Below are 12,238 nucleotides of genomic sequence, written 5' to 3' on the forward strand. Positions count from 1 at the left end.
CTCTTAGAATCAGGCTGCTTCGAGAAGCCGGGCTATATTATCGCGGTGAATTAAACCAGGATTCAATGAGACGCTGAATGAGTGCGCCGGAAAATTCAAATTCGAAAACTCCGCCCAGCCTGCTGTCAGATACTAAACCGGCAGGCGAGGGAGGACCACGGCAGTCGCGCATTCTCGCGGATCTGGAAGGGCGTGTCACGCCACCCGCCGAGCCGCCGCGCCGTTCGCTGAAGGCGCCGATCGCCGCCGTCGTGGCGTTGGTCGTGGCCGTCGGCGGCTGGGGCGCGTGGCGCATGCAACAGTCGTCGGGCGAGCAGCCTGCCGCGATCGCGGCCGCGACGGCACCAGCGGCCAAGGCCGCACCGGCCAGCGGCGCCGCCGAGCAGGTCGCGCAGAGCGGTGCGTCCGCCGCATCGGCCGTGCAACCGGCCACGATCGTGAATGACGATTCGGCGTCCCAGACCGTTGCATCCGCATCGGCGTCGGGCGCATCCGCTTCCGGCGCGGACAACAGCCGCCTGTCGCGCGCGCTCGCCAACGGCGCCGACGACGGTTCGGGCGCGGCGGCCACGGCCGGTGTCGCCGCAACGGCGGCTGCCGCGGCAGCGGCGACGACCAGGACGGCGAAGGCCGACGCGTCGAAGAGCACGAAGGTCGCGGCCCACGGCAAGACCGACACGAAAACCGAGGCGAAGGCCGACACGAAGGCCGAGGCCCGCAAGCATCGCAAGGAACAGCAGGCCGAACTCGCACAGGCGAAGAAGCGCCGCGAAGCGACGCCGACCCGAACCGCGAAGGCGGGTGAGAAGGACGATCCGGATGCCGATCTGCTTGCGGCGCTCGTCGCGCGCACGAAGCCGGCCGACAAGAAACTCGCCGCCCAGAAGGCGCAGGCGGTGCCGACCAAGACGGCGGCGACCGGCGGCTCGCTGGCGTCGCGCGTGAAGGCGTGTTCGGAGCGCGGTTTCTTCGAGGATCAGCTGTGCCGCTGGCGCGTGTGCGACGGCCACTGGGGCAAGGACCCCGCGTGCCCGAGCGCCGCGCAGTCGGAGACGCGGCAGTAACGCCTGTCGCGCACGCCACGAGGGTTTCCCTGTCCGCGCCGCCCATTGGGCGGCGCGTTGTTTTCGACGGCACGGAGAAGCTGCCGGTATGATGCCGCGTGACTCTGTCACGAACGCGTCACGCCCGTCGGGCATACGTTTCCTTTCTTTTCCCGGCGCGGGCCCGCGACCCGCGACGTGCGGCGCGCCGCGCGCCGCACCCCCTTCGACACGATGGACCTGATCGTACAGACTTACGGCGCCGATACGTCCGGCATGGTGTGCGGATTCCGCTTCGTTCCGGGCGGCGCCGGCGCGCTGCTCGATGCCGACGCGGCCGCCGCGTGGCTGCGCACGTGCCGCGAGCACGGCGCGGCCGCATCGGGCGATTTCGTGTGGCTGCATTTCAATCTCGCGCACGGCGCGAGCGAGCGCTGGATGCGCACGCATCTCGGCTTGCCCGACAGCTTCTTCGAATTCCTGCACGAAGGCTCGCGCTCGACGCGCATCGAGCAGGAGGACGGCGCGTTGCGCGCGGTCGTCAACGACGTGATGTTCAATCTCGAGCTCACGCCGTCGGAGATCGCGACGCTGTTCGTCCACGTCGAGCGGCGCATCATGGTGACCGCGCGGCTCAAGCCGTTGCGCTCGGTCGACACGCTGCGCGCATGCGTGCGCGACGGCGAGCCGTTCCGCTCGCCCGCGGAGCTGCTCGTGCATCTGCTGCGCGATCAGGCCGACCTGCTGATCCAGATCATGCGGCGCACGAGCATCGACGTCGACCGCATCGAGGATCGCTTCCTGTCGCAGCGGCTCACGTCGAGCCGGATCGAGCTCGGCGCGATGCGACGCACGCTGACGCGGCTGCAGCGCATGCTCGCGCCGGAGCCCGGCTCGATCTTCCGGCTGCTCGCGAAGCCGCCCGCGTGGCTGCATACGGAGGACGTGCAGGAACTGCGCGAGTCGACCGAGGAATTCTCGCTGGTGCTCGCCGATCTGGCGGGGCTCAACGAGCGGATCAAGCTGCTGCAGGAAGAGATCGGTTCGCGCCTCGACGAGCAGAACAACCGGACGCTGTTCACGCTGACGCTCGTCACCGTGATCGCGCTGCCGATCAACATCGTCGCGGGCTTCTTCGGGATGAACGTGGGCGGCGTGCCGTTCTCGGAGAACAAGCACGGCTTCTGGCTGATGGTGCTGCTCGTTGCCGGCTTCACCGCGCTGGCCGCGTGGTGGGCGTTCCGGCGCCGCGACGATCGCTAGCGCGGCATCGGGCGACGCATCAACGCATCAACGCAGCAGCGCGATCGCGCGTTCGCCGATCACCATCCCGAGCAGGCCGACGAGCGCGACGAGCGGCGGGGCCGGCGAACGCACGTGCAGCAGCGCGTACAACACGCCGACGCCGATGCCCACCGCGAGCGAGGTCACGTAATCCATCATGGCGGTCTCCCGTAGGTCCGGTGTCAGGGTTTGAGGATGACGCGCTCGCGCGCGCCGGCCAGCACCGCGCGATACGCGTCGTGCGCACGCTCGAGCGGGTACACGTAGTCGTCGCCGATCGGGAACGGGCGCAGCGTGCCGTTGCCGAAGCCGGGCGCGAGCGTGTCGAGGATCTGCGCGACCGCGGCCGCGCCGAGCTGCAGCGAATCGATGCCCACGAACGTATGCTGGCCGCGATAGAACGAGAAGATGTCGAACGGCACGCTGCGCTCGATCGTCGAGATGAAGATCTGCCGCGCGCCGATCGCCATCGACGCGTTCGCCGCTTCGAAATACGGGCTGCCGACCGTGTTGTAGACCACGTCCGCGCCGCGGCCGCCGGTCAACTCGCGCACCGCGTCGGCCACCGTGCGGCTCGACGCGTCGATCATATGGACGTCGCCCGACGCGTGGCCGCGATAGCCGCCGGGCCCGCGCTCGACGCCGATCACGGTCGCGCCGCGCGCGCTGGCGAGCTGGATCGCGGCCTGGCCGACCTTGCCGTTCGCGCCGAACACGAGCACGACGTCGTCGGCCGTCGGCATGCCGGCCCGGCGCAGGCCTTCGTACGCGGTGACGAACGGCACGCCCACGCCGGCCGCCTCGTCGAGCGTCAGCACGCCCGGCTTGCGGCGCACGTGCGCGGCGTCCAGCACGAGCCACTCCGCATGCGACCCGTCGCGCCCGACGCCGAGATCGCCGCCCGAGCCCCACACCGGCGCGCCAACCCAATTATCGGGGCCGCTGCGCACGATGCCGGCCCAGTCGCGCCCGGGCGTGCGCGGCCACACCGCATGCGGCATGCGGCCGAGCGCGGCCTTCACGTCGCTCGGGTTCACGCCGGCCGCGCGCACCTCGATCAGCATCTGGCCGTCGGCCGGTACGGGCGGGGCGATGTCCCGGACTAGCGCGTCGAGCGACTCGATGTCGGCGGCGGGGGTGTCGAAGCGGATGCTGCGCATGATGATCTCCGTGAAGATGGCGGCCGCCCGGCCCGGCGGGCCGGCGCGTGCGGCGGATGAAACCGGTGAATGCAGTCTAGCGGGCCCGATTTGACGCGGAAACGTGCAAAGGCGGATGATTGTTTTGCGTATTCCGCATAGCCAAATCCGCAGGCTCACGAATGGACGACTTCCTTTCCCCGCACCTCGCGCTGTTCGTCGACGTGGTCGACCAACAGAGCTTCTCGGCGGCCGCGCGCCGGCTCGGCGTCGCCGCGTCGTCGGTCACGCGGCGCATCGACCGGCTCGAGACGCAGCTCGGCATCCGCCTCCTGCATCGCACCACGCACGCGCTGCGGCCGACCGAGGCCGGGCAGCTGCTGTACGGGCGCGCGACACGCATGCTGGCCGAACTGCGCGGATTGCAGGAAGACCTGCACAGTCAGCACGACGAACCGGGCGGGCTGCTGCGCATCGACTGTCCGGCGCCTTTCGGCCGGCGGCACCTGATGGCCGCGCTGGCCGCGTTCATGCAGCGCCATCCGGCGCTGCAGGTCGACCTAGTGCTGACCGACAGCATGGTCGACCTGCAGGGTGCGCGGCTCGGCTCCGACGTCGATCTCGCGGTGCGCATCGGCCCGCTCGAGGACACGCGTTTGGTCGCGACGGTGCTGGCGCCGCAGCGGCGCGTGCTGTGCGCGAGCGCGGCCTACCTCGCCCGGCGCGGCGAACCCGCATCGCCCGACGCGCTCGCCGGCCATGACTGTCTCGCATGGCATGGCGCACCGCCGCCCGGCGCATGGCGCTTCGGCGAGCGCCGCCACGCGCCGGCGCAGCCGCGGTTTCGCAGTAATCATTCGGAAGCGTTGCTCGAGGCGGCGATCGACGGGCTCGGGCTCGCGCACCTGCCGACCTGGCTCGTGGCGGACGCGCTGCGCGACGGACGATTGCGCGCGCTGCTGCCGCAGTACGCGGCGGCGCCCGAGCCGGCGACGATTCACGTGCTGCGCCAGCAGCCGCGCGGCAGTGCGCGCACGTCGCGGCTCGTCGCGTTCCTCGCCACGTGGTTCGCGCAGCCGGCGTGGGATGCCGCGTGGGCGTGACGGCCGGCGAACGCCGCGCCGCATGAAAAAAGGGCCTCGCGTGCGAGGCCCGTCAACAGGTCGGAGAAACCGGTACGCCGGCCGGCACCGCGGGTCGCGCGGCGCCGGCCGGATCCGCACCGTTACTGCGTCAGTACCTTGCGCGGCTTGAAGAGGCCCTGGTATTGCCGTGCCGGGCGTTCCTTCGTCACCGGTTCGACGCCGCCGAAGGTCGGCGTCTGGCGCAGCTTCATCGCGGCCGGCGAAGCGACCGAGCCGATCGACGTCGAGCGCGAAGCCGGCGCGAGGTTGTTCGCGACCAGCAGCGCCGCTTCGCTCTTCAGGTTCGCCAGCAGCACCGGATCGGTCGAGCTGTTCACCTGCGTGAGCAGCCCGCTCCAGGCCGCGTCGCTGTAGTTCACGACGTAGTAGTCGAGACCGCTCGGGTCGGCGACCACGCCCGTGCAGCCGTCGATCCGCGTCTGCGCCTGCGTGTCCTTCAGCGCGAGCGTCGTGCGTTTCGCGAGACCCTGGCCGTACGCGAGCGTGATCGGCACCGTCCACTGCAGGCCCGGATACGCGTTCTGGTTCGGGAACGGCTGCTGTTTCAGCGTGACGACCGTCTGGTTCTTCGTCATGTCGCACTGCGTGTCGAGCGAGATCAGCGGTACGCCGGTCTGACGCACGTAGCTGTCGCCGATCGGGCCGACCGACTGGCCGCTTTCCTTCGACAGCGCATCCCACAGGCGCTTCGGCGTGCCGTTGCCGAACGAGTAGTCGACCAGGTACTGCTGCAGCCCCTTGCGCAAGGTCTGCTCGCCCAGATAGTTCTCGAGCGTCTTCAGCACGTGGCCGCCCTTGTCGTACGTGAACGCGCTCGCGCTCAGCACGAAGTCGTTCGACGCCCAGTCGTTGAAGTTCGGCGCGACCGGGAACGCGTTCGGGCCGATGTCGCGATTGATCACGCGATACTTGTTCTTCACCTGGTCGAGCCAGCTGAACTCGTCGGGGAAGAACTGGATCGTCGTCTTCGTCTCGAAGAACGTCGCGAACGATTCGTTGAGCCACACGTTGTCCCACCAGTCGGTCGTCACGAGATCGCCGAACCACTGGTGCGCGACTTCGTGCGTCAGCACTTCGTTGCCGTAGTGCGACATCGGCTGGCCCGGCTGCGGCAGGATGTCGTCGGCGAACTCGAGGATCGACCCCCAGTTCTCCATCCCGCCGAAGTTCAGGTCCTTCTGCTCCTTGAACGCGTCGTTCGCGGCCACCGTGTCGAACTTCGTCAGCGGCAGCGGGATGCCCGTGTAGCGGTAGTAGAAGTCGAGCGCCTGCTTGGTGCGGTCCATCGCCGGCTTCGCCCAGTCGCTCATGCCCGGCGGCGTGAACACGCGCAGGTGCAGGCCGCCCTTGCCGCCCGGCAGCGGGCTCGTGAAATCGTCCTCGTAGGTGTCGAACAGGCCGCCGCCGAAGAACAGCAGGTACGACGGCATCGGCGGGGTCTTCTCGAACTGCACCAGTTTGTAGCCGCCGCCGACGTTGGTCGACGGTTTCTCGGCCGCGTTCGACACGACGCGCCAGTTCTGCGGCACTTCGGCCGTCACTTCATAGGTCGGGCGGAACGCCGGCTCGTCCCAGCCCGGGAACCACTGGCGCGACAGGTTGGTTTCGCCCTGCGTCAGGATCGCGCCGCTCGTCTTGCCGTCGGTGCCCTTCAGGTCGACGCGGAACACGCCTTCGGCGGCCGAGCAGCCCGGATACGGATCGTCGCCGCAACTGCCGCCCGTCTGCGTGGCCGGATCGTCATACGACTTGAAGTTGATGATGCCCGACCACTCCATGTGCAGCGAATAATTGCCCGGTGCGATCGTGCCGGCGGTGGGGCGCAACTGATAGAAGTCGCCCTTGTCCTGCGGCGTCGCGATCAGCTGGATGTTGCCCGGCTGCAGCGTGATGCGGCCGTTGGTGAACTTGATCCGGTGGCCGGCGATCACGATGTTGTTGACCGGCTTCAGCACCTTGATTTCGACGTCGGCGCGGCCGTCGAACGCGTTCAGCGCGTCGTTCGGGCGGAACCACAGCCGGTAGTTCACGGGCACCACGGTGTCTGGCAATTCGACAGGCGAGACGCTCTTGTCGACGTTCGATGCGCTCGGCGGCGCGGTGACGGCGGGCGACGAGCTTGTATGCGGCGCGCCGGCCGAGCTGAGCGCGGAAGCGGAGCCCGCACCGCCGTCGTCGCCGCCGCATCCGGCGAGCGCCAGCGCGGCGACGAGCGGCAGATAACGCATCTTGCGAATATGAATCGACATGACTGAAACCTCGATTGTTGAAAGAATCGTTCAGTGCTGCGAAAACGCCGGCAAAAGCAATCCCCTCGCCGTTTAATCAACGGCGAAAAAATGGCAATGACGGATTATTCGAAAAAGACGGCGGCCGACTACGTGAAGGTAATCATGGTTTACTGCCCCCTCTGGATTTCCGGATGTCGTTTAACTGGCCGGTTCAAAATGGCCGGGCGCGTGTTGTACTGAATTGATTTCGCGCGCACGACACGGGGCCGCACGCCCGGCGCGGGCGCGCGATCCCTTTGAACCGACGACCTACGGGGCTGGCCGGGCCAGGCCGCAGGACGGATGGACAGCGTGTCGCCGTCCCGCAAATTCGCCGTCATGCGGCATCAAGGTTTGTCGGCTTGCTCCAAGGATGCGTAAATATACTTGATGGTTTTGGGTAAAGGAAACGAAAAATTTAGAAAGCGCATCTATTGAATTCCGGACGCTTCATTGAATGCTGAAAGTCATTAATGCGCTTTCCGTTTGGCCGGAAATTCCGTAGTTTTAATCTATTAACGATCTTGCGGAGCCGCCGAAACTACGAAATCCGGTGATGGGCGGCACGGCCGGTACAGGCACGGCCGGTACAATGCAGCGACGCGTCCCGTTCACCGATTGCCGCGAGGAGACCTTCCCATGCCGCGAGCCCTGTCCCGTCTCGCGCCGCTGCGCGCCGTGCTGCCGCTGGTCGCGACCGTGCTCCTGCTGGGCGGTTGCGCGGCGCTCACGCGCGAGCCGGTGCGCGTGTCGGTCGCCGGGCTCGACCCGCTCGTCGGGCAGGGCCTCGAGATGCGCTTCAGCCTGAAGTTGCGTGTGCAGAATCCGAACGATGCGCCGATCGACTACGACGGCATCTCGGTCGCGCTCGACCTGAACGGCACGCCGTTCGCGAGCGGCGTCAGCGACCGGGCGGGCACCGTGCCGCGGTTCGGCGAGGCCGTGCTCGACGTGCCGGTTTCGGTGTCGGCCTTCGCGGCCGCGCGGCAGGCGTGGAACCTGCCCGGCGCGGCCGCGAACGGCGAGCTGCCGTATGCGCTGCGCGGCCGGCTCGCCGGCAGCGGGCTGGGCGCCGTGCACTTCAAGGACGCGGGCACGCTTCGTCTGCCGGCCTTGCCGGGGTGGGGCGGGTAGCTCGCTCGGTTGGATTCAACGTCGGTCAAATGTTTCTAAAAATTCACCATTTGACAGTCTTCAACGCTTATCTCGGCGAAATATCGATTTTTGTCGTGGCGCCCCTACACTGGCCGATGTCCGGCGGTCGGACATTTTTCAGGGGCAATCCATGGCGGCAAAATTCGAGCTGATGAAGGCCACGAACGGCCAGTACTACTTCCACCTGAAGTCGGCGAACGGCGAGATCATCCTCGCGAGCGAGCGGTACGAGGAGAAAGGCGGCGCGCGAAACGGGATCGCGTCCGTGCGGGAAAACGCGCCGCTCGACGCGCGCTACGAGCGCAAGCTCGCCCACAACGGCGAGCCCATGTTCAATCTGAAGGCCGCCAACCACCAGATCATCGGCACGAGCGAGACGTACAAGAGCGTGCAAGGGCGCGAGAACGGCATCGCGGCCGTCAAGCGCGATGCGCCCGTTGCGGAAACCTTCGATCTCGGCTGATTGACGGTTGCGCCGCGACGCATGCTTTCGGGCGACCGTCGCGGCGCCTGTTTTGCCGGGTCGGGCAAAGCGCGGTATGGTGTGGTCCGCGCGGTGAATTCTCGCCGCCGTTGAAGCCAACCGTACCGAGTTCGCGTGACCGATTTCCCCCTTTTCCACTGGACCGACGCCGACGGCGTCGATCATGCCGTGCGCTGGCGCTCCGAAGCCGGCGTGCAACCGCCGAAGCGCGCGGTGCCCGCCGACGACCGCCTCGCCGCCGATGCGGCCTACCGCCTCGCGTGCGAGGGTACCGCGCTCGTCTGGCAGGGCGATTTCCAGAATGCGCGCCAGCTTCTGCAGGCGATGGCGCGCCGTGTCGAACGCAAGCCGAAGAAGGCGAAAGCCGCGGCCGGCGTCGAGGCGTTCAACCTGCATCGTCTCGCGCAATCGCAGCGCGCCCGCACGCTCGGCATGCTGCTGATCCCGCTCGACGCCGATTACACGATCCCGCTGCGCCGCGCGCCCGACGTGCGGGCCGCCTGCGAGGAAGCGTACGGCCCCGGCAGCGCGCCGTCGGTCGTGTCGCTGCGCGAATTGCTCGGTCTCGTCGGTGCGCACGAGTGGCGCAAGAAGGGGGTGCCGATCCCGGCGCTCGGCGGCGCGCCGATCCATCCGCACTACGGCGTGTTCTCGCCCGTGCGCGGCGAATACGTCGAGCTCGTCGCGCGTGCGTCGCTGCCGGCGACGTCGCTCGCATTCGATATCGGCACGGGCACCGGCGTGCTGGCGGCGGTGCTCGCGTCGCGCGGCGTCGAGCGCATCGTCGCGACCGACCAGGATCCGCGTGCGCTCGCCTGTGCGCGCGAGAACGTCGCGCGGCTCGGCCATGCGGGCCAGGTCGAGATCGTCGAGGCCGACCTGTTTCCCTCCGGCCGTGCGCCGCTCGTGGTCTGCAACCCGCCGTGGGTGCCGGCCCGGCCGAGCGCGCCGATCGAATACGCGGTCTACGACCCGGACAGCCGCATGCTGCGCGGTTTCCTCGCGGGGCTGGCCGCGCATCTGGAGCCGGGCGGCGAGGGCTGGCTGATCCTGTCGGATTTCGCCGAGCATCTCGGCCTGCGGCCGCGCGACACCTTGCTGCAGTGGATCGACGAAGCCGGCCTCGTCGTGCTCGGCCGCGACGACATCCGCCCCGCGCATCCGAAGTCGACGGATGCCGACGATCCGCTGCATGCGGCGCGCCGCGCCGAGGTCACGTCGCTGTGGCGGCTCGGCGCGCGGGCCTGACCGCGTATTTTCGGTAAACTACCGCCATTCCTCACGAATTCCCGCCGCCGGGCCGTGGTCGACCGACCGTGGCCCGGCGCCGCTTCACGATGTCGAACAAGACCCACGAAATCCGCCCGGAGCAGTCCGTCGAGCTGCTGAAGGAACTGCACATCCTCACCCGCGACGGGAAGCTGAACCAGGACAGCCGCCGCAAGCTGAAGCAGGTCTATCACCTGTTCCAGTTCATCGAGCCGCTGCTCGCCGGCGTGCAGGCCGACAGGGGCCACGTGACGCTCGTCGATCACGGCGCCGGCAAGTCGTATCTCGGCTTCATCCTGTACGACCTGTTCTTCAAGCAGCAGCCGGGGCACGGCACGCCGGCGTTCGCGTCGCACGTGTACGGCATCGAGACGCGCGAGGATCTCGTCACGCGCTCGACCGGGCTCGCCGCGCGGCTCGGGTTCGGCGGCATGTCGTTCCTGAACCTGTCGGTCGCCGATTCGATCACGTCGCCGCAACTGCCCGAAACGGTCGACGTCGTCACCGCGCTGCACGCATGCGACACGGCGACCGACGACGCGATCCGCTTCGCGCTCGCGAAGCGCGCGCAGCACATCGTGCTGGTGCCGTGCTGCCAGGCGGAAGTCGCGGGCGTGCTGCGCAGGAACAAGGGCAAGTCGCTCGCGAATGCGCTGACCGAGGTGTGGCGGCATCCGCTGCATACGCGCGAATTCGGCAGCCAGATCACCAACGTGCTGCGCTGCCTGCAGCTCGAGGCGCACGGCTACCAGGTCAGCGTGACCGAGCTGGTCGGCTGGGAGCATTCGATGAAGAACGAGCTGATCATCGCGCAGTACAAGAACCTGCCGCGCCGCAAGCCGGGCGAGCGGCTGAACGAGATCCTCGCGATGTTCGGGCTCGCCGAACTGAACGAGCGCTTCTTCGTCACGCAGGCCGCCGCGGCGGGCGACGCCGCCGTCGAGCCTGCCGAAGGCTGACGGGCGGCCGCGCGGGCATGGCGCCTGCGCAGCGCGTTGCACGTTGCCTCACACGTCGTCGCCCGGCCGGCGCATCCATTCGCGCCAGCCTTCGTGGCCGAGGCGGCGCAGCGTTTCCTGATTCTTTTCGTAGATCGCGGACGCGTTCGGGAACGCGTCGACCGCGCGCGCGATGCTGTCCTCGCGCAGCAGGTGCAGGATCGGGTACGGCGCGCGGTTCGTGTAGTTCTCGATGTCGTCGGGCTCGGTGCCGTCGAACTGGTATTGCGGATGGAAGCTCGCGATCTGCAGCACGCCGTCGAGCCGCAATTGCCGCACGAGCCGCTCGGCGAAGAACAGCGCATCGTTGTAGTCGACGAAATCGGCGAACACGTGCGGGTAGATCACGAGCGTCGTATCGAGCTGCTGCGGGTCCGCCGCGTCGAGCGCGCGCAGCTCGGTTTCGAGTTCGGCGAGCGCGTCTTCGAGTGTCGTCGCTTCGCTGATCGCGTAGCGCACCTGTTCCTTCACATAGACGCTTTTCGCGAACGGGCACAGGTTCAACCCGATTACCGCGCGCGCGAGCCAGTGCCGCGTGGCGGCGAGGATGTCGTCGGGCGAGTCGGGGCGGGTGTCGGTCATCGTGGTACCAGTCGGGCGGAAGGGCAAAAAGGGCAAAAAGGGCCGCATTGTAGCGGGCGCGCCGGGGAACAACGCGCGCGGGCCGTCACGCGCAGGCCGCTTCGATCAACTGCGTGACGAGCGCGGGCGCGGTGCCGATCGGCGTTTCGCCATGCCGGTAGGTCTGGCTCGCCGCATAGATGCCTTCGACCACCAGCGCGAGCGCATCGGCGAGCGCCTTCGGCTGTCGCGCGCCGGCGCCTTCGCACAGCGCGACGAGCCGTTTCATCAACTGCTCCTTGTTCTGCGCGACGCGTTCGCGCGCCGGGTGCGACGCATCCGGGAATTCGGCGGCGACGTTGACGAACGGGCAGCCGCGATAGTCCTTTTGCGTCGCGCGTTCGGCGAGATCGACGAAGTACTGGATCAACTGCGCCTTCGGCTGCCCCGGATGCTTCGCGGCGCTCGTGTCGAGCCGCTCGAAGAAGCACGCGTCCATCCGTTCCAGATACGCGAGGATCAGCTCGTCCTTCGACGAGAACTGGCGGTACAGGCTCATCTTGTTGACGCCTGCGCGCTCCACCACCGCCTCGACGCCGACCGTGCGCACCCCTTCCCTGTAAAACAGCTCCTCGGCGGCACGCAGCAGGTGCTCCTGCGCGGTGGCGCCGTCGATCGGCCGGCGTGTGCGCCGCGCCAGCGGTTTGGCGGCCTCGATGCCCGACATGATGACCCTCGACTACGTAATGGATTGCTTGACATGTTACCGACTGGTAACTACGATCGCAACACAGTTGTGACCGGTCGGTAACAATCGCGCCGGCTCGACAGACGAATGCCAAGCATCGGCCCGGGTCAGCCGATGTTGAAATGCGCGGCGGAGGTGGCTC

The 12,238-nt window shown here is 68.0% G+C and carries 13 protein-coding genes; 8 read left to right on the top strand and 5 right to left on the bottom strand.

Going from position 1 to position 12,238, the window contains the following annotated elements:
- The first annotated feature begins 77 nt into the window (after positions 1–77).
- Positions 78–1,064, top strand: coding sequence for a phage tail protein (locus CFB89_RS02025; RefSeq protein ID WP_089466538.1), 987 nt, complete (start codon positions 78–80; stop codon positions 1,062–1,064).
- 213 nt (positions 1,065–1,277) lie between these two features.
- Complete coding sequence (locus CFB89_RS02030; RefSeq protein WP_089466539.1) at positions 1,278–2,306, top strand: transporter; 1,029 nt, start codon at positions 1,278–1,280, stop codon at positions 2,304–2,306.
- A gap of 27 nt (positions 2,307–2,333) precedes the next feature.
- Here the strand turns inward: CFB89_RS02030 and CFB89_RS02035 are convergent, their stop codons facing one another.
- Entirely contained in the window at positions 2,334–2,486 is a 153-nt protein-coding gene (locus CFB89_RS02035; RefSeq protein ID WP_080334215.1) for a DUF1427 family protein, read from the bottom strand.
- A 23-nt stretch (positions 2,487–2,509) separates the two neighbouring features.
- A complete protein-coding gene (locus CFB89_RS02040) occupies positions 2,510–3,487 on the bottom strand; it encodes a zinc-binding alcohol dehydrogenase family protein (RefSeq protein ID WP_089466540.1) in 978 nt (325 codons plus the stop codon).
- 161 nt (positions 3,488–3,648) lie between these two features.
- Here CFB89_RS02040 and CFB89_RS02045 point away from each other — a divergent pair, with 161 nt between their 5' ends.
- Positions 3,649–4,569 (top strand): LysR family transcriptional regulator, encoded by a 921-nt coding sequence (locus tag CFB89_RS02045; protein ID WP_089466541.1) that lies wholly within the window; start codon positions 3,649–3,651, stop codon positions 4,567–4,569.
- Between the two features lie 122 nt (positions 4,570–4,691).
- Here CFB89_RS02045 and CFB89_RS02050 read toward each other — a convergent pair whose 3' ends face one another.
- Positions 4,692–6,860: a M1 family metallopeptidase gene (locus CFB89_RS02050; RefSeq protein ID WP_089466542.1), complete on the bottom strand. Its 2,169-nt coding sequence runs from the start codon at positions 6,858–6,860 to the stop codon at positions 4,692–4,694.
- Positions 6,861–6,877: 17 nt separating this feature from the next.
- On the opposite strand from CFB89_RS02050, the gene CFB89_RS34735 reads away from it, so the two are divergent.
- The 5 genes from CFB89_RS34735 (at position 6,878) to CFB89_RS02075 (ending at position 10,748) form a co-directional block, all read left to right on the top strand.
- The gene (locus tag CFB89_RS34735) at positions 6,878–7,087 is read left to right on the top strand and encodes a hypothetical protein (RefSeq protein WP_179233362.1); all 210 of its coding nucleotides are present in this window, start codon (positions 6,878–6,880) and stop codon (positions 7,085–7,087) included.
- 433 nt (positions 7,088–7,520) lie between these two features.
- Complete coding sequence (locus tag CFB89_RS02060) at positions 7,521–8,015, top strand: LEA type 2 family protein (protein WP_089466543.1); 495 nt, start codon at positions 7,521–7,523, stop codon at positions 8,013–8,015.
- A 151-nt stretch (positions 8,016–8,166) separates the two neighbouring features.
- Entirely contained in the window at positions 8,167–8,499 is a 333-nt protein-coding gene (locus CFB89_RS02065) for a YegP family protein (protein ID WP_089466544.1), read from the top strand.
- 135 nt (positions 8,500–8,634) lie between these two features.
- The gene (locus tag CFB89_RS02070) at positions 8,635–9,768 is read left to right on the top strand and encodes a class I SAM-dependent methyltransferase (protein WP_089466545.1); all 1,134 of its coding nucleotides are present in this window, start codon (positions 8,635–8,637) and stop codon (positions 9,766–9,768) included.
- A gap of 89 nt (positions 9,769–9,857) precedes the next feature.
- A complete protein-coding gene (locus tag CFB89_RS02075) occupies positions 9,858–10,748 on the top strand; it encodes an SAM-dependent methyltransferase (protein WP_089466546.1) in 891 nt (296 codons plus the stop codon).
- Between the two features lie 48 nt (positions 10,749–10,796).
- Here CFB89_RS02075 and CFB89_RS02080 read toward each other — a convergent pair whose 3' ends face one another.
- Both CFB89_RS02080 and CFB89_RS02085 read right to left on the bottom strand, forming a co-directional pair.
- Complete coding sequence (locus tag CFB89_RS02080; RefSeq protein ID WP_089466547.1) at positions 10,797–11,369, bottom strand: DUF1415 domain-containing protein; 573 nt, start codon at positions 11,367–11,369, stop codon at positions 10,797–10,799.
- 85 nt (positions 11,370–11,454) lie between these two features.
- Positions 11,455–12,075, bottom strand: coding sequence for a TetR/AcrR family transcriptional regulator (locus tag CFB89_RS02085; protein WP_089466548.1), 621 nt, complete (start codon positions 12,073–12,075; stop codon positions 11,455–11,457).
- Between the last annotated feature and the right edge of the window lie 163 nt (positions 12,076–12,238).

The organism is Burkholderia sp. AU16741, assembly GCF_002223345.1.
Lineage (GTDB): Bacteria > Pseudomonadota > Gammaproteobacteria > Burkholderiales > Burkholderiaceae > Burkholderia > Burkholderia sola.